Source organism: Pseudomonas sp. R11-23-07 (assembly GCF_003852295.1).
Classification (GTDB): Bacteria; Pseudomonadota; Gammaproteobacteria; order Pseudomonadales; family Pseudomonadaceae; genus Aquipseudomonas.
On the sequence record NZ_CP027761.1, the window covers coordinates 3,797,788 to 3,815,995 of the forward strand.

Annotated in this window: 13 protein-coding genes; 6 read left to right on the top strand and 7 right to left on the bottom strand. The window is 60.7% G+C overall.

Features of this window, described 5'->3' with window-relative positions:
• Window positions 1-5 precede the first annotated feature (5 nt).
• The 3 genes from C4J84_RS17390 (at window position 6) to C4J84_RS17395 (ending at window position 3,924) form a co-directional block, all read left to right on the top strand.
• Window positions 6-1,295, top strand: coding sequence for a M18 family aminopeptidase (locus tag C4J84_RS17390; protein WP_124371387.1), 1,290 nt, complete (start codon window positions 6-8; stop codon window positions 1,293-1,295).
• Window positions 1,296-1,512: 217 nt separating this feature from the next.
• Window positions 1,513-1,680: a hypothetical protein gene (locus tag C4J84_RS26300; protein WP_164485221.1), complete on the top strand. Its 168-nt coding sequence runs from the start codon at window positions 1,513-1,515 to the stop codon at window positions 1,678-1,680.
• A 72-nt stretch (window positions 1,681-1,752) separates the two neighbouring features.
• A complete protein-coding gene (locus tag C4J84_RS17395; RefSeq protein WP_124371388.1) occupies window positions 1,753-3,924 on the top strand; it encodes a mechanosensitive ion channel family protein in 2,172 nt (723 codons plus the stop codon).
• 106 nt (window positions 3,925-4,030) lie between these two features.
• On the opposite strand, the gene C4J84_RS17400 is transcribed toward C4J84_RS17395, so the two are convergent.
• From C4J84_RS17400 to C4J84_RS17420, 5 genes are all read right to left on the bottom strand, one after another.
• Window positions 4,031-4,252, bottom strand: a complete 222-nt coding sequence (locus tag C4J84_RS17400; RefSeq protein ID WP_057721389.1) for an MbtH family protein — start codon at window positions 4,250-4,252, stop codon at window positions 4,031-4,033.
• 82 nt (window positions 4,253-4,334) lie between these two features.
• Window positions 4,335-5,735, bottom strand: coding sequence for an aspartate aminotransferase family protein (locus C4J84_RS17405; protein ID WP_124371389.1), 1,401 nt, complete (start codon window positions 5,733-5,735; stop codon window positions 4,335-4,337).
• A 246-nt stretch (window positions 5,736-5,981) separates the two neighbouring features.
• On the bottom strand, window positions 5,982-6,749 hold the full coding sequence (locus tag C4J84_RS17410; RefSeq protein WP_124435812.1) for an N-acetylmuramoyl-L-alanine amidase: 768 nt from the start codon (window positions 6,747-6,749) through the stop codon (window positions 5,982-5,984).
• 120 nt (window positions 6,750-6,869) lie between these two features.
• Window positions 6,870-8,189: an ATP-binding protein gene (locus tag C4J84_RS17415; RefSeq protein ID WP_124371391.1), complete on the bottom strand. Its 1,320-nt coding sequence runs from the start codon at window positions 8,187-8,189 to the stop codon at window positions 6,870-6,872.
• On the bottom strand, window positions 8,189-8,869 hold the full coding sequence (locus C4J84_RS17420) for a response regulator (protein WP_124371392.1): 681 nt from the start codon (window positions 8,867-8,869) through the stop codon (window positions 8,189-8,191). The genes C4J84_RS17415 and C4J84_RS17420 overlap by 1 nt, the downstream gene beginning before the upstream one ends.
• A 176-nt stretch (window positions 8,870-9,045) precedes the next feature.
• On the opposite strand from C4J84_RS17420, the gene dsbD reads away from it, so the two are divergent.
• The 3 genes from dsbD to dsbG are packed head-to-tail and all read left to right on the top strand — an operon-like array spanning window position 9,046 to window position 12,355.
• Entirely contained in the window at window positions 9,046-10,773 is a 1,728-nt protein-coding gene (gene dsbD / locus C4J84_RS17425) for a protein-disulfide reductase DsbD (RefSeq protein WP_124371393.1), read from the top strand.
• On the top strand, window positions 10,773-11,618 hold the full coding sequence (locus tag C4J84_RS17430) for a TlpA disulfide reductase family protein (RefSeq protein WP_124371394.1): 846 nt from the start codon (window positions 10,773-10,775) through the stop codon (window positions 11,616-11,618). The genes dsbD and C4J84_RS17430 overlap by 1 nt, the downstream gene beginning before the upstream one ends.
• Window positions 11,594-12,355, top strand: coding sequence for a thiol:disulfide interchange protein DsbG (dsbG, locus tag C4J84_RS17435; RefSeq protein WP_124367825.1), 762 nt, complete (start codon window positions 11,594-11,596; stop codon window positions 12,353-12,355). Before C4J84_RS17430 ends, dsbG begins: the two co-directional genes overlap by 25 nt.
• A 69-nt stretch (window positions 12,356-12,424) precedes the next feature.
• Here dsbG and C4J84_RS17440 read toward each other — a convergent pair whose 3' ends face one another.
• Both C4J84_RS17440 and C4J84_RS17445 read right to left on the bottom strand, forming a co-directional pair.
• Complete coding sequence (locus C4J84_RS17440) at window positions 12,425-15,142, bottom strand: hypothetical protein (RefSeq protein WP_124435813.1); 2,718 nt, start codon at window positions 15,140-15,142, stop codon at window positions 12,425-12,427.
• 276 nt (window positions 15,143-15,418) lie between these two features.
• Window positions 15,419-18,112 carry a hypothetical protein gene (locus C4J84_RS17445; RefSeq protein WP_124371396.1) on the bottom strand — a complete coding sequence of 898 codons (2,694 nt, stop codon included), beginning with the start codon at window positions 18,110-18,112 and terminating at the stop codon, window positions 15,419-15,421.
• Between the last annotated feature and the right edge of the window lie 96 nt (window positions 18,113-18,208).

The window sequence follows — 18,208 nt, forward strand, 5'->3', positions numbered from 1 at the left end:
TATTTATGCGCGATGCGTTGAATCAAGGCCTGATCGACTTCCTCAAGGCCTCCCCTACTCCTTTTCATGCCACTGCCGCCCTCGCCCAGCGCCTGGAAGCGGCCGGTTACCAGCGTCTCGACGAGCGTGACACCTGGGCCACCGAAGCCAACGGTCGCTATTACGTGACCCGTAACGATTCCTCGATCATCGCGTTCAAACTGGGCCGCCATTCGCCGCTGCAAGACGGCATCCGTATGGTCGGCGCCCACACCGACAGCCCGTGTCTGCGGGTCAAGCCCCAGCCCGAGCTGCAACGCCAGGGTTTCTGGCAGTTGGGCGTGGAAGTCTACGGCGGCGCCTTGCTGGCCCCGTGGTTCGACCGCGACTTGTCCCTGGCCGGCCGCGTCACGTTCCGCCGCGATGGCAAGGTCGAAAGCCAGCTGATCGACTTCAAGCTGCCGATCGCCATCATTCCCAACCTGGCCATCCACCTGAACCGTGAGGCCAACCAGGGCTGGGCGATCAATGCCCAGACCGAACTGCCGCCGATCCTCGCGCAGTTTGCCGGTGACGAGCGCGTGGACTTTCGCGCCGTGCTCACCGAACAATTGGCTCGCGAGCATGGGCTGAACGCCGACGTGGTACTCGATTACGAGTTGAGCTTCTACGACACTCAAGGCGCTGCGGTGATTGGCCTCAATGGCGACTTCATTGCCGGTGCGCGCCTGGACAACCTGCTGTCGTGCTACGCCGGGTTGCAAGCCCTGCTCACCAGCGACACCGATGAAACCTGCGTGCTGGTGTGCAACGACCATGAAGAAGTCGGCTCCTGCTCGGCTTGCGGCGCCGATGGCCCGATGCTCGAACAGACCCTGCGTCGCCTGCTGCCAGAAGGTGAAGAATTCGTACGCACCATTCAGAAATCCCTGTTGGTGTCTGCAGACAACGCCCATGGCGTGCACCCGAACTACGCTGAAAAACACGACGCCAACCACGGTCCCAAGCTCAACGCCGGCCCGGTGATCAAGGTCAACAGCAACCAGCGCTACGCGACCAACAGCGAAACCGCCGGGTTCTTCCGCCACCTGTGCATGGCCCAGGAAGTGCCGGTGCAGAGCTTTGTGGTGCGCAGCGATATGGGCTGCGGTTCGACGATCGGGCCGATCACCGCCAGCCACCTGGGTGTGCGCACCGTGGACATCGGCCTGCCGACGTTTGCCATGCATTCCATCCGCGAGCTGTGTGGTAGCCATGACTTGGCGCATCTGGTGAAGGTATTGGGCGCGTTCTACGCCAGCCGCGACCTGCCCTGATTTGCCAGGCTGACTCAGTCAAAAATGTGGGAGGGGGCTTGCCCCCGATGGCAGAGTGTCAGTCAAAGTATCTGTTGACTGACCCACCGCTATCGGGAGCAAGCCCCCTCCCACATTGGTTATGCGTGCACCTGATCCATATCACCTGCATTTCCCCCGATCCGACCTAGACTTGTCAGAACTCCCACTCCGACAAGGCCGTCGCCTGATGATCTCCATGTCCTCTTTCCACGCCATGCTTATCCCGATCATGATCGGCATGCTCCTGCTCGCCGTCGGCTTCAACTTTCGCGACAAACCCCTTGGCGTGTTCGGCATGTGGGTCGGCATGCTGCTGATCCTGGGCACTGTGGTGTACAAGATCCTCGCCAAACTGGCGGAATAACAAATGCGCTCGCATCTGGCATAGCGGCCTCGTACACTCGGCCAATTCGTCGTTTTCAAGGTTGACTGCCTCGTGCTTTCCCGTCTGTTTGCCCTGCCCTGCTACCTGCTCATCGCCCTGCTCACGCTGCTGCCTATCACCTGCGCCCAAGCCGTGGGCTTGCCCGGAATGCTGGGCAGCTCCAACAAAGCCCAGCCCCAGGCCGAGGTGCCTTTGGGGCAGTCGCTGGACGAGGTGATCAAGACCCTGGAGAACGATCAGCAGCGCACCCAGTTGCTGAGCGACTTGAAGAAACTGCGCGCCGCCACGCAAAAAGCCCAGCCGGCGGCCGAACTCGGTGTGCTCGGCCTGATCGGCAGCACGCTGTCGGGCTTTGAACAGCAGTTTTCCGGCGCCGACAGCCCGCTGGGCCGCTGGTCCAATGAAGTCGACCTGGCCAGGGACGAACTCAGCGCACTGATGCTGCCGGCCACTGAATGGCTGCCGATCATCTTTGGTTTTGCGGTGATCCTGGCGGTATGGAGCCTGCTGGCCGCCGCGCTGATCTGGCTCAGTCACCGCGTGCGCGAACGCTTCGGCCTGCCTGAAGAGCTTCCGCAACACCCACGCACCTGGGACATGCTGCGCTTCGCCCTGCGCAAACTCGGCCCGTGGTTGATCGCCCTGGTGATCACGGTTTACCTGAGCTACGCCCTGCCCTCGTCCCTGGGCAAATCCCTGGCGATGGTGCTGGCTTACGCCCTGGTCGTCGGCACCTGTTTCTCGGCGATCTGCGTGATTGCGTTTTCCCTGCTGGACGGCCCGCACCGCCATCGCGCCCTGTATATCCTGCGCCATCAGGCCTTTCGCCCGCTGTGGTGGATCGGCAGTTTCGCCGCCTTTGGTGAAGCCTTGAGCGACCCGCGGCTGGTCACGGCGCTCGGCCAGCACCTGGCTCATACGGCTGCAACCGTGGCCAATGTGATGGCGGCGCTGTCCACTGGCGTGTTTATCCTGCGCTTCCGTCGGCCGATCGCTCACCTGATCCGTAACCAGCCACTGTCGCGCCGCCTGACGCGCCGCGCCCTCACCGATACCCTGTCGATCATCGGCACTTTCTGGTACTTGCCGGCATTGTTGCTGGTGGGTATTTCGCTGTTCGCCACCTTCCTGTCCGCCGGCGACACCAGCACCGCCCTGCGCCAGTCGCTGCTGTGCACCGTGTTGCTGGTGTTGTGCATGGTGATCAACGGGCTGGTGCGGCGCCACGCCCTCAAGCCGCAACGCGGGCACAAGCGCCATGCGCTGTACTCCGACCGCCTGAAAAGCTTCGTCTACACCCTGGCGCACCTGGCGGTGTGGCTGGTGTTTATCGAACTGGGCCTGCGCGTGTGGGGCCTGTCGCTGATTCGCTTTACCGAAGGCGACGGCCATGAAATCAGCGTCAAGCTGTTCAGCCTCGGCGGGACTTTACTGTTTGCCTGGCTGATCTGGATTCTGAGCGACACCGCGATCCATCACGCCCTGACCCGCTCGCGCAAAGGCCTGGCCAACGCGCGGGCGCAAACCATGATGCCGTTGATCCGCAACGTGCTGTTCGTGACCATCTTTATCATCGCCGCCATCGTCGCCCTGGCGAACATGGGCATGAACGTCACGCCACTGCTGGCCGGTGCCGGTGTAATCGGCCTGGCGATCGGTTTCGGTGCGCAGTCGCTGGTGGCCGACCTGATCACCGGCCTGTTCATCATTATCGAAGACTCCCTGGCCATCGATGACTACGTGGACGTCGGCGGCCACCTCGGCACCGTCGAAGGGCTGACCATCCGCACCGTGCGCCTGCGCGATATCGACGGCATCGTGCACACCATTCCCTTCAGCGAGATCAAGAGCATCAAGAACTACTCGCGGGAATTCGGCTACGCGATCTTCCGTGTGGCGATCCCCTACAACATGGAGATCGACGACGCGATCAAGCTGATGCGCGATGTCGGCCACGCCATGCGCAATGATCCACTGCAACGCCGCAATATCTGGTCGCCGCTGGAGATTCAAGGCGTGGAGAGTTTTGAATCGGGCAGCGCGATCCTGCGCGCACGGTTCAAGACGGCGCCGATCAAGCAGTGGGAAGTGTCGCGGGCGTTCAACCTGTCACTCAAGCGGCATCTGGATGAAGCCGGGCTCGACCTGGCGACACCGCGCTTGAGTGTGCAGGTGGTGACGGGAGGATTGGAGAAAGACAAACCGCAGGACGGTACAAATTAACTGTGGGAGGGGGCTTGCTCCCGATGGCAGTGGGTCAGCTGAAAAATAAGCTGACTGACAGACCGCTATCGGGGGCAAGCCCCCTCCCACATTTGAAGCGCGGCGCTTACGCGAGTGCAGCGCCATCCATCTTCTGGCGCAAGCTCAGCGGACGCATATCCGTCCAGTTCTCTTCGATATAGGCCAGGCACTCTTTCTTCATGCCGCTCTTGCCCACGGTTCGCCAGCCTTCCGGCACGGCCTTGTAGTCGGGCCAGATCGAATACTGTTCTTCGTGGTTGACCACTACCTGAAACAGGATGTCGTCGCGGTCAAATACTGAGGTCATTGCGGTTCTCCGTCGCTCAAAGGCTGGCCGCGCACCATGCGCAGCGCTGATATCTCTAGAAACGTTTCAGGGGCCGGGAAAATTAGAGGCTGGCGAGCGCCGCCGCCACGGCGCGCCCGAAGATCTCGGCGACCCGGTCGATCTCGGCGGCGGTGATCACCAGCGGTGGAAGGAAACGCACCACGCCGCCATGCCGCCCGCCCAGCTCCAGGATCAGGCCGCGCTTGAGGCATTCACGTTGTACCAACGGCGCGAGCTGGCGATGCACCGGTGGGTGGCCTTGGATATCGCGCACGCCATCCGGGTCAACCAGTTCCACGCCGAGCATCAGCCCACGCCCGCGAATATCTCCCAGGTGCGGGAAGTCGCGCTGCAGCAGACGCAGATGTTCACTCAGGCGCTCGCCCATCGCCGCCGCATGGGCGGCCAGGTCGTGCTCCTTGAGGTAGCGCATCACTGCCGAACCCGCCGCCATTGCCATCTGATTGCCACGGAAGGTCCCGGCATGGGCGCCCGGCAACCAAGTGTCGAGCCAGTCGCGGTACACCACCACTGCCAGCGGCAGGCTGCCACCAATGGCTTTGGACATCACCACCACGTCGGGAATGATGCCCGCGTGTTCGAAGGCAAACATTTTGCCGGTGCGGCCAAAGCCACTCTGGATTTCATCGACGATCAGCGCGACGCCCGCCTGTTCGGTGATACGCCGCAGCCCGCGCAGCCAGTCGAGATCGGCCGGGACCACGCCGCCCTCACCCTGCACCACTTCGACAATCACCGCTGCCGGCGGCAACACGCCGGCTTCGGGATCGTTGAGCAGGTTTTCCAGGTAATGCAGGTTGACCCGCACGCCCTGCGCGCCACCCAGGCCGAACGGGCAGCGGTAGTCGTAGGGGAATGGCAAAAATTGCACGCCGTTGCCAAGCAATGCGCCCAGCGGCTTCTTCGGCCCGAGGCTGCCCATCAGGCTCAACGCGCCCTGGCTCATGCCGTGATAACCGCCCTGGAACGACAACACCGTACTGCGCCCGGTGGCAGTGCGTACCAGCTTCAAGGCCGCTTCCACCGCATCGGTGCCGGTGGGTCCGCAGAACTGGATTTTCGCCTCGCGCGCCAGTTCCGGCGGCAGCAGGCCGAACAAATCCTGCACGAACTGATCCTTGACCGGCGTGGTCAGGTCCAGGGTGTGCAACGGCAACTCATCGCTCAACACTTGTTGAATGGCCTGGATCACCACCGGGTGGTTATGGCCGAGCGCCAGGGTGCCCGCGCCGGCGAGGCAGTCAATGAAACTGCGGCCTTCCACATCTTCGACATAGATACCCTTGGCCCGCTTGAGCGCCAGGGGAATGCGCCGCGGGTAGCTGCGGGCATTGGACTCCTGCTGGCGTTGGCGAGCCAGCAACGGGCTGTCGTCGAACTGGTAGAGCGTTTCGCTGACGTGCACAGGCGCGGCTTCGATGGGGCTGGTGGCGACTGACATCTCTCGATCCCTCAATACGCGGGTGATGGTGGTCATCCGTGGGGGGCGGGGAATGCGCACGGACTTCATGTTCTGAAGACGCATCAGGTGCGGGGGGATTTAGGGACCTGGTCAGATTTACAGACGTGTGCAAATCAAATGTGGGAGGGGGCTTGCTCCCGATGGCGGTGTATCAGGCAGCCAATGGTTAGCTGACACTCCGCTATCGGGAGCAAGCCCCCTCCCACATTTGAATGGCGTTTGGTTTCAAAGCCCGCGGTATTTGTCGTTGAGCGAATACAGGATCGCGCAGGTCTCGGCATCCAGAAGCCCTGCGTAATCCCGCGCCCGAAAGTGCATTTGAAACGCCCGTGTCCGCTGTTCAAAGGTTTGGCGGTTCCACGCCGGTTTGTAGCCATACCGCTGAAAGGCCCGCTCTACCTCCACCTCCGGCGGTAACCCCAGGCTAAACCGGCGTTGGTACATCGCTCGGGTTGCCTCGTCAAACCAGGCGCCTACTCCGGCCTCATACAGGCAGCGCCAAGGCAGCTCGGGCCCCGGGTCGCTTTTGCGCCAGTACGCCACATCCGAATGCCCGAGAATATCCACCGGTCCGATCCGCGGATAACGCTCCAGAATATCGCGCACCAGCGTAATCAAAACCTCCACCTGTTGCTCGCGATACGCCGGGAAGGTGAACACGCCTTTGTCATCGCGCGCCAGGTTGACGATTTCGATGCCAATCGCGCGACTGTTGAGGTTATCCCGCCCATCCCAATGGCTCGCCCCGGCATGCCAGGCGCGCTTGTCCTCGGGCACCAGGCGAAACACGCGCAGTTCGTCATAGCCGGCGGCGCGGTAGGCCGGTTCGTCAGGATCGGGCAGCAGATAGTGAGCGCTGACCCCGTTCTGGGTCAGGGTGCGCAAGGACGAGACAAAGGGCGCCGCGGTGTAATGCAAGAGTACTTGCCCCACCGGCTCGCCGTTACGTTCGTTGAAGTCCCTGGCAGGGAAACTGGTATCGATGACCAACATAAGATCCGTCCTTTTCAGTACGGGCCGAATCATTCGGCCCTTTCAAGCGCAAAAAAATTACCGCCATCCTGAAGGCGTGAGCTTCAAGCGGGCGGTAACTATTTGGCACTTGCAGAAAAGTCAGCGTCGCAGCGGCATGCCCAATTCAACCCGCAGGCCATCCGCCTGGCTGTCGAACGTCAACGAGCAAGCGCAGCGCTGGACGATCGCTTGAACAATCGCCAGGCCCAGGCCACAGCCTTCGCTGCTGCCGTTGCGCCAGAAGCGCTGGGTGAGGTATTGCAGGTCTTCGCTGGATATCTGCGGGCCATGGTCACGCACGCGGAATATCACCTTGTCAGCGCTGGACGACACCTTCAGCTCCACCCGGGTATCGGCCGGAGTATGGCGCAGAGCGTTGTCCAGCAAGTTGCGCAAGGCCGCGACGGCCAGGCCAACGGGCATGTCCACCGGGGTGGCGGCAAGGCTGTCCGCCAGGACCAGGTCGATGCGCGAATTGTCCCCGGCGTTGGCGTCCTGGATCGCCAGCCTGGCAACGTCCTCGGCGCTGGACTGCAAACCGTCATCGAACGACAAGCTGCCCTCTACCCGCGCCAGCAGCAACAGTTGCTCCAGAGTGCGATGCAAGCGGTCGGCGCCTTCCTCGGCGTGGGCCAGGGACTGGTCACGCGCCGCGCCTTCGGTCATGCGGGCCACTTGCAGGTGGGTCTTGATCGCGGTCAACGGGCTGCGCAGTTCATGGGCGGCGTCGCCGGTCAGGCGGCGTTCGCGCTCGATGGTCTTGGCGATGCGTTGCAACAGTTGGTTCTGGGTGTCGAGCAACGGCTTGAGTTCACTGGGCAGCGGGTGGATCTGCAGCGGTTCGAGCGAGTCGGCGCTGCGGCGCATCAAGGCGTCCCGCATGCGATTGAGCGGCACCAGACTCTGGCCGATGCCCAGCCACAGCAAGCACAGGCACCCCAGCAAGGCCACGCCGACCGGCACTGAGGCCGCCAGCAGGATCGACAGGTTCAGCGCCTCACGCTCCACCTGACGGTCGGCCGTGGTGATCAGCAGGTCGCCACGGGACAGGGTGAAACTGCGCCAGCCCACGCCATCGATCATCTGGTCGCGAAAACCGCTCTTGCGCGACTCCAGCCCCTCATCCGGCGTGGTATGGCTGCGCGCCAGGATTTCGCCATGCAGGGAACTGACCTGGCAGGCCATGCCCCCCGGTACATTGAGTTGTTCGGTGCGCAAATGGGTGCCGGCACCGACGCTGGCCAGGCCCGGCATCTGTTCGGTCAGCCCGGCCACCATACGCGCCGAGGCGACCAGGCGCTGGTCGAGGGAAAACATCATCTGGTTGCGCAGGTCGTTGAGCATCCAGGCCGCCGCCAGGGCCCAGATCAACACAAACGCGGCGCCGAGCTTGAACGTCAGGCGCAGGCGCAGGCTCATCACGAAGCATCCTCTCCTGTATCGGCCGGGCCCAGGCGATAGCCGAGGCCGCGCACGGTCTCGACGATGCCATTGCCCAATTTGCGCCGCAGGTGGTGGATATGCACATTGAGCGCGTTGCTTTCCAGTTCGTCGTTGAACCCGTAGACGCTGTCCTTGAGCTGCTCGCTGGAGAGCACACGGCCCTTGTTGTGCAGCAGGGCCTGCAACAGCGCTTGTTCACGACGCGACAGGTCCACCGGCTGGCCGCCCAGGAAAGTCTCGCGACTGCTGGGGTCGTACGCCAGGCGGCCATGTTCGATCAGGTTGACACTGCGCCCCGCCACGCGGCGCAGCAGGGTTTGCAGGCGGGCGGCGAGCTCGCGCAGGTCGAAGGGCTTGAGCAGGTAGTCATCGGCACCCGCCTGCAGGCCGTCGACGCGGTTGGTCACCGAGTCACGCGCGGTGAGGATCAGCACCGGAATTTCCAGGCCCTGGCTGCGCTGTTGTTGCAGCAGTTTCAGGCCGTCCTCGTCGGGCAGGCCAAGGTCGAGCACCATGATGTCGAAGGTCGCCGCCCTGAGCATCGCCCTGGCCGCCGCCGCTGTGCCCACGCGTTCGACCGTGAAACCCTGGGCGGTGAGGCCGGCCACGATGCCGCTGGCGATCAGTTCGTCGTCTTCACAGACCAGTACGTGCATGCTGAACCCTTCATGAAAGATGCGGGTGATTAGAAAAGGCACGGATTAAGCGCGCATTATGCCGCGAACTTCGCAACACCATAGAATCTCTACACTCTAGAATAGCGCCCGGTTAATCATCGGTTAATCAACGCCACACACTGTGTGTCTCACTTGTATCGAACTAAGGCTGGACCATGCGGCATCTATTGACCTTTCTGCTGGTGTTGTTCGCGGGGCTGGCCCAGGCCGCGCCGGGCAACCCTTTCGAGACCAAACCTGATTTCCTGCCGGTGGGCAAAGCGTTCACCTTTACCTCCGAACGTCTTGAAAGCGGCGAGACCCAGCTGTACTGGCAGATTGCCGACGGTTACTACCTGTACCAGCAGCGCATGAAGTTCGACGGCTTGGCCGACAAGCCCGTGTTGCCCCAGGGCGAAGCCCATAGCGACGAGTTCTTCGGCGAACAGCAAGTGTATCGCCAGGGCCTGGAAGTGAAGATCCCGGCTGGCGCCACCGGCCAGGTCAAACTGGGCTGGCAGGGCTGCGCCGATGCCGGCCTGTGCTATCCGCCGCAATCGATCACCGTGGACCTGGGCGGCAACCCGGCAGTCGCCGCCACCGCCGAGGCCCAGGACCAGAGCCTGGCCAGCGGCCTGCAACAGCGCAGCCTGGGCTGGAGCCTGTTGATCTTTTTCGGCCTGGGCCTGTTGTTGGCGTTTGCGCCCTGCTCGCTGCCGATGCTGCCGATCCTCGCCGGGCTGGTGGTGGGCAGCGGTGCCAGCCCGCGTCGCGGCTTTGCCTTGGCCAGCAGCTACGTGGTGTGCATGGCCCTGGTGTATGCCGCGCTGGGCGTGATGGCCGCGTTGCTCGGTGGCAACCTTGCCGCACTGCTGCAAACCCCGTGGATCCTCGGCAGTTTCGCCGCGTTGTTCGTGCTCCTTGCCCTGCCGATGTTCGGCTTCTTTGAACTGCAACTGCCGGCCTTCCTGCGCGATCGCCTGGACCATGTCAGCCGCAAGCAAAGCGGTGGCAGCCTGGTCGGTGCCGGCATTCTCGGCGCGTTGTCCGGCCTGCTGGTGGGCCCGTGCATGACCGCCCCCCTGGCCGGCGCCTTGCTGTATATCGCCCAGAGCGGCAATGCGCTGCACGGTGGCCTGATCCTGTTTGCCATGGGCATCGGCATCGGCATCCCGCTGTTGCTGCTGGTCACCGTGGGCAACCGGTTCCTGCCCAAGCCGGGCACCTGGATGAACGTGCTCAAGGGCATCTTCGGCTTCCTGTTTCTCGGCACCGCCGTACTGATGATCCGCCCGGTGGTCGACGAAAGCCTGTGGATCGGCCTGTGGGGCGCACTGGCGCTGGTCATGGCCTATTGTGGCTGGGCCCTGGCCCGTGAATACGGCCTGGCCGCCAAGGTGTGTGGCGCCGGTTCCCTGCTGCTGGGACTGTGGGGCGCGATATTGGTAGTGGGCGCGGCGGGTGGCAGCGATGAGCTGTGGCAACCGCTGAAGGTCTACAGCGGCGCGCAGGTCTCGGTCACCGCCAGCGCGCACGATGCGTTCGTGACCATCAACGACCCCGCCGCCCTGCAAAGCCAGCTCGACAGCGCCAAGGCCCAGGGCCAATGGGTGCTGGTGGATTACTACGCCGACTGGTGCGTGTCGTGCAAGATCATGGAAAAACAGGTGTTCGGTAGACCTGAAGTGATGGATGCCTTGAAAGACGTGCGCCTGCTGCGCCTGGACGTTACCGCCGACAACGCCGCCAGCCGCGAACTGCTTGGCCGTTACAAAGTCCCTGGGCCACCGAGCTTCGTGTGGATCGGCCCGGACGGTGAAGAACGTCGTGCCCAGCGCATCACCGGCGAAGTGGATGCCGCCGCCTTCCTGCAACGCTGGACGCAAACCCGAGACGCGCGCTGATGCTGACCCTCACCATCGGCACCTTCGCCATCGCCCTGAATCATATCCTGCTGATCAGCGCGCTGATTCTTGCCACCCTGGTGGGCTGGCGCGTGGCCAAACGTGGCGGTGAAAACCCCGAATCGGTGCTGTTCAGCCTGTTCCTGCTCGGCATGCTGACCGCGCGCGTCAGCTTTGTACTGATGTACTGGAGCGATTACCGCAACGACTGGCTGCAGATGGTCGACCTGCGCGACGGCGGCTTTCTCGCCTGGCCCGGCGTTATCGCCTTGGTGCTGGGAGCGCTGGCCTACGGCTGGCGGCGCCCGGCCCTGCGCAAGCCACTGAGTGCCGGGGTAATCAGCGGCCTGGTGTTCTGGGGCATGGCCAGCCTGTCCCTGCACCTTTACGACAAGGGCTCGCAACTGCCGGACATCACCTTGCGCGATGCCAACGGCAATGTGGTGCAACTGGCCGATTACAAAGGCGGCCCGCTGGTGATCAACCTCTGGGCCACCTGGTGCCCGCCGTGCCGTCGGGAAATGCCGGTGCTGGAACGCGCGCAGCACCAACGCCCGGACGTCACCTTCCTGTTCGTCAACCAGGCCGAGAGCATGCAAAGCGTCAGCACGTACCTGGCCACTCAGGGCCTGAACCTGGATAACGTGCTGTTCGACGCCAGCGGTCGCCTCGGCCAGGCCGTGGGTTCCATGGCCCTGCCCACCACCCTGTTCTACACAGCCGACGGGCGCCTGATCAACAGCCACCTCGGCGAACTGTCCCAAGCCAGCCTGGCCCGTGCCATGGAACCCTTCGACACCGCCCCACAAAGGAAACCCACATGCCTCGCCTCCGCCACCTGCTGACCCTGCTGCCTTTGACGCTCGCCGCCACCCTGGCCCAGGCCGAAGACTGGCCGGCCCCGATCAAACAGATCGAAGCCAAGGGCGCTAAAATCCTCGGCAAATTCGACGCCCCCAGCGGCCTTACCGGCTACGCCGCGCAGTACCAGAACCGCGGCATGGCGCTGTACCTGACCGCCGACGGCAAAAGCGTGATCGCCGGCAACCTGTACGACGCCCAGGGCAACGACCTGAGCAGCGCGCCCCTGGAAAAACTGGTGTACGCACCGATGTCCAAGGAAGTCTGGGCCAAGATGGAAAAGAGCAGCTGGATCCAGGACGGCGACGTCAATGCACCGCGCACCGTCTACCTGTTCAGCGACCCCAACTGCCCGTACTGCAACATGTTCTGGGAACAAGCCCGCCCTTGGGTAAAAGCCGGCAAGGTGCAGTTGCGCCACATCATGGTCGGCATCATCCGCGAAGACAGCCCAGGCAAATCCGCAGCGCTGTTAGCCGCCAAAGACCCGCAAAAAGCCCTGGAAGAACACGAAGGCGCCGGCAAGGGCAGCAAGTTGCAGGCACTGGCCAAAATCCCGGCGGATATCGAGGCCAAGCTCGATGCCAATATGAAGTTGATGGAGGAACTGGAGTTGTCGGCGACGCCGGCAATTTTCTATCTGGATGACAAGGGTGGCTTGCAGCAACAGCAAGGGGCGCCGTCGCCGGAGAAGTTGGTGAAGATACTGGGGCCCAAATAAGCAACGCGCATACGTTATGGATAAGGCCTCCGAACATCGAAGGCCTTATGCTTGATCCACCTCAGTTAACTATTGCTGGACTTCGTTGAGCTTGAGCATAGTGACTCCAAAATCGTTACCACGGACCGCACCCATTTGGTGATTATTAACGCTAAGTCTTGCGGTCCTTGAAGTAGCTACGAATACGCCCTCAAGTGTCTGCCAGGTTGTCGGAGGTTGTATCACCGCGGTTATATCTTTTCTATCAACGGCTAACGCCATGAGGGGGGAGGCGCCTTGACCACTACTATTACAGACCAAGGCTGAGAAATGATATGAGCGCCCCGGTTCCAGATCGGTGAAAATCTTAAACATTTTCTCGCTCTCAGTAGCAGGGTTGGATGTATCTGTATAACTGTAGTCACGCAACCAGTAACCAATCCAGCCGCCCCACGGATCATCTCTCAACTCCAGATCGTTGGGGTCTAATGCGCCTAAGCCTCTCTGCCAACCATTCCAGCCTTTGCCGGATGGGTCAAAATCAGTGAGGTCGTAAAGCGCTCTGATGAAGTTCAACGTCAACGGCTGAAACTTGATCTCGACGCTTTTAACCGGATCTGGGCCTATGAAATGCGAAAAGTTAATGGTGATCTGCGTATTACTTGCTAACTTCTCCAAATCCGAGCGTGGGATCAAGCACGACAATTCGTACCTATCACTGCTTTCGAGGCGCCTCGCCATGATCGGTACGGTGGTCGAAGAGCCATCTTTTGCAGTTCCTTCAAGCGTCATAACCCCGAAATGCCCCTCCATGAAAAACCACCACGCCAAATCGACGTCGACATCGGAGCTCTTGACGATGACCTCTGCATCCTTCCCTGGGAAGGTACGCAGATCCAGGATGTTGCCAGTGGCCTGCCTCACCACGGGACGAGGACGCCGCGCCATGATGGGCTCACCAACCTGCAACTCCAGTGTCTCGGACACCATCTGCTTGCAGGCATTGATCACGGTATAAGAAATCAGTGCGGTCTTGCGCAAGCTGTTGATCACTTGTTCGCGGGAGGCAAGGAAAGTGACCGGGTCGGACGTACCCTGCTGCAAAGGCAGTGACCAGCAACTGTCCTCCCCTTTCAAGCACCATTGGGCAGTATGCTGGTGGCTCGGCTGATAGCCATCGTAAACCGCCTCGACATGCCCCCCTTCGCGACCGTTCCACGCCACCAAAACACCGCCCTGTGCCTCCCTGACTGTGGGTGCCCGTGGCGTCAGGGGTTGCTGGTAAATTGTGAATGTTGCGGGTGGGAATTCGAGGACGTCCTTCAGTTCGCTCGCCTCGCAAAAGCTGGCCTTGACGCGCAGTTCAAACTTGGAGCAATCGCCGATCTTCTCCAATGCAACCCTTGGAATATCAGCCCTGACGGCGTCGCTTTTCCAAGCGTCCGTGACAACTTCACCGTCCAGGATATCCAAGCGGTAAGCGCTGCCGTCTGCATGTTTAGCATCGATCCACATCCAGCAATGGCTCGCGCACTGACCATATGCCCCCAAGGGCGCTATCACGTTTGCATCCCCTGAAAAGTTATCAAGGCACAACAACCGATCCGGGTTCGCTTCTTCAATCAACGGGCGCTCAAATTCGGCGGTTAAAACCTTGATCACCCTTACTGGGGACGGCTGTACCCTGCCACTGACGGCGAGGTCATAGCTCAACGTCATCTGCTTGTTGAAGAAACATGCCACCACACAGGCCGGCAGTTTGACGAGAGGCATCTCGCCGTCCTGTTCAACCGTGTAATCCCCCAACGGCTTTTTCGCATAACCGGGCCCGCTTACATAAAACCGCACCTCGTCACCTTTGTAAGTGTCCAGCCCCTGGATGACGATCTCCCCTCCCTCCTGGGTGTTTTCAGGATTGAGGCACCACTCACCGTTGTAATGCGCAGACTCGCGCAAGTGCGGCGGTTTCAGATCCAGCGCAGGGTCGACGCGTAGCAATGAGGTAGTGCGCTGGTGGAAATCCTCGGCGTTCACTGGGAGCGGATTCTCCAGAAGCGGATCGCCAGGCGCAGGGTATACCGGGGCGGTGGTGTCCCAAATCACCCCCAGGTGGGCGGTGATCGCCGAATGGTCGTCCAGCCTGGACAGCCAGCCTCGCGAAAGCGTAAAGCGGAAAACATGGTCTGGATGGGCTTCGTGCTCCTGCACCACATGATCCCTGGCCACCCAGGCGAAGCGATAGGGCGCGACATGCTGGTTACCCGCAACAACGGCAAACAACCGCTGCCCGGGTTGAATCATCGGCCAGGCCTTGATCGCGACAATTTCATCCCCCGTAAACTCCTGCATGCGCAGGTACCAGGTACTCCACTCCTCCTTGGCATGGGTAAACACCGGCCTTGAGACGACGAGATGCTCCTCCCTGATCTGTTGGATTTCCAGCTCCAGCGTCAAGGACTCCAATGCCCGCCCCCCTGCATTGGCCGTGTACTTGATCAATACCGTGTGCCCGATGCAGTAGCTGACCCACGGTGCCGGAATGTCGACGACATTCACGCCGTTTTCGACAGAAACTGGCTCGAATCTCGGCTCGTCCTGATCCTTGACCGCCATATAGAACATGACGTTGGTGGCATTCGCTGGCAGCGTCAGCGTGGCCGTCGTGCCATCAATCGCATCAATGGGATACAGCACGCTGTTGTTCGCAGCGTGCTCGATAATCGCATAGGGCAGTTCCGTTTCAACAGCTGGCAGCGAATTAGCTGCCTGAACGGAACCGGTTTTTTTTGCAGGTATTTTGCTCGCCACGATAAGACTCCTGTCCAGCGTTAGATCACCGTCGGGACTGGCCAGACTGGCCAGAAACTGCGGTTATCTAACCCTTGGATCAAGAACCTTGCCTACTGTCAGAATTAACAGTTCTGCTGGACAGTCTAGGCGTTTCAGACCAGCGGCCGTCTCAAAACCCCGCCAATGCGCCATCCATGCAACGCCAACTCAGCCAGGAGAATACCCGCACTGGGCGGGCACTCACCTAGAACAACAACTCATGGGGTTCGCTAACTGTATATCAGCAAACACAGCTTACTCGCGGTAGCACATGCTGAAGTTATCGATAAACGAGTAGTCCTCTACAAGTACCGTCATCCACGCTACCGAGGTCCCAGGCGACGTTGCCAACTCGACCCAGAAACCGCCTCGCCAATCCTCGGTATAGGTCTCTTGCCGGACCACATTACCGGCGGGGCCATAAAAGGTGACTGTCCCTGGACGTTGTTTCCAGGACCAACTGAACCTGACAGATTCCAGCTCACGACTGAAATCAAATCGATGCAGCTGTGGTGGAATTTGATGATCGGAATGTTGGCACATGACAAGGTGGTTACCTGAGTAATAGTTGTCGTTACCATAGGTCGTTATACCCGCCAGACCCGCCCCCGATTGAAAGGTTATTTTCATCAACTTCGTCTGAATACTGCCGCCTGCGGCAAACGTCCCCTGCGCCAATCCCTCAAAGCGCTCTTCCTGACAGATCAGTTGCCGCTTCACAATCAGGTTCAACACTGGAAAAGTGATGGAATCCCTTTCTGGATCGTTGCTATCTGGCGCTGTAATGCAGGTGACGGTCAGCGGAGAATCATGTTTTAACAGCAAAATATCTGATCGACTCATCGTTTGAGAGAGCCCCGCTTGGGCCTCCTCGGCGGTAAGCGGCAGGCCCTTCACCACATAGAAAGTATGCTCAGTGCCATCTTTTTTGATACCCGTGCATTTGAGCCAGACACGTTGCCCGGCCAGTGCAAACCACCAGGTTTCAACTGTGATTAGAGCATCTGCGGGGAAGGTAGCCAGATCGAGAATGCCGTATTGAGTAGCGCGTGGCGTGGCCTGTTCCACCACCGGCGTCGGCAGGCGCACCGGTACGCTGATGTGCAAATTCAAATCATCTGAAGTCTGCACCTTGCAAGCACTGGTGACGGTGTAGTTGATCTTTACCGTTTTGCCGATGCTTTCGATCACCGCCTCTCGAGGTACCAAAAAAGTAGTGGTTCCGCTGGCGGTGCCCGGCTGGGAGTCCAGCGGCCAGCACGCTCCGTCTGGCTTCGTCCAGCACAGACTGAGGGTGTGACTGGGGTGGTTACCGAGGTAACTCACCTCGACATGCACGCCATTTCGTCCATTCCACACGGTCAGCTCGTTGCCCACAGCCTCATGCACGGTGGGCGCTTTGAGCACTCGCTGTTCCTGGACGATGGCGAAAGATCGAGCCGGGAATTCGTGGGCGGTCGATCGATCGCACTGTCCATCGAAGCTCGCCGCAAAATGCAGCTTGAAGTCGCTGCAATCCGCCAGTTTTTTCAGAGCATTCCGGACGATGGACGTATCCACGCCATCGATTAGCCAGTGCGGCTTCAGTGGCACGTCCTGCAACACATCCAACTGCAAGGCCGCGCCGTCCTCATCCACGCCCGTCAGCCACATCCAGCAACATTGGCCCTCTTTGGCATAGTCAAAAAGAGGTACCACACCCGTGGCATCGTTGTTGAACGTAGTGAGATTAACGGTCCCCATCGTCGCTTCTTCGATATCCGGTGTGGTCAGGTGCGGAGCAAGCACTTTGATGTGGCGATCGGGGGAAGATTGGGGTAGATAACTGTTGAACTGGAGGCAGTAGTTGAGCGTCAGCGTCTTGTCGAACAGCGCTGCAACGATATCGGGGGCAACATCGTACGACAGGCTCGTCTCGTCTTTCTTCACGTCCTGGCAGCCGAGGGCCACCGGCGCGTAATTCGGGCCCGACGCATAGGCACAGACATGGTCGCCCTCGAACATGCCGTCGTAGCTGACGATTGCATGCCCGCCGTTGACCGTATTGGTAGGGTTGACCTGCCATTGACCTGGGCGTAGCTCCACCGACTCCTTCAAGTGCGGTGGGTTCAGTTCCTGTCCGGGGTCGACCAGCAACAACGAAGTGGTGCGCAGGTGGAAATCCTCGGCGTTCACTGGGAGCGGATTCTCCAGAAGCGGATCGCCAGGCGCAGGGTATACCGGGGCGGTGGTGTCCCAAATCACGCCCAGATGGGCGGTGATCGCCGAATAGTCGTCCAGCCTGGACAGCCAGCCTCGCGAAAGCGTAAAGCGGAAAACATGGTCTGGATGGGCTTCGTGCTCCTGCACCACATGATCCCTGGCCACCCAGGCGAAGCGATAAGGCGCGACATGCTGGTTACCCGCAACAACGACAAACAACCGCTGCCCGGGTTGAATCATCGGCCAGGCCTTGATCGCGACAATTTCATCCCCCGTAAACTCCTGCATACGCAGGTACCAGGTACTCCACTGCTCCTTGGCATGGGTAAACACCGGCCTTGAGACGACGAGATGCTCCTCCCTGATCTGTTGGATTTCCAACTCCAGGGTCAGGGATTCCAGTGCCCGCCCCCCTGCATTGGCCGTGTACTTGATCAATACCGTGTGCCCGATGCAGTAGCTGATCCACCGTGCCGGAATGTCGACGACATTGACGCCGTTTTCCACAGAGATCGGCTCGAAGCTTGGCTGGTCCTGATCCTTGACCGCCATATAGAACATGACGTTGGTGGCATTCGCCGGCAGCGTCAGCGTGGCCGTCGTGCCATCAATCGCATCAATGGGATACAGCACGCTGTTGTTCGCAGCGTGCTCGATAATCGCATAGGGCAGTTCCGTTTCAACGGCTGGCAGCGAATTAGCTGTCTGAACGGAACCGTTTTTTTTTGCAGGTATTTTGCTCGCCACGATAAGACTCCTGTCCAGCGTTAGATCACCGTCGGGCCCGGCCGGATGGGCCGGAAACTGCGGTTATCTAACACGTGGATCAGGAATCCTGCCTAC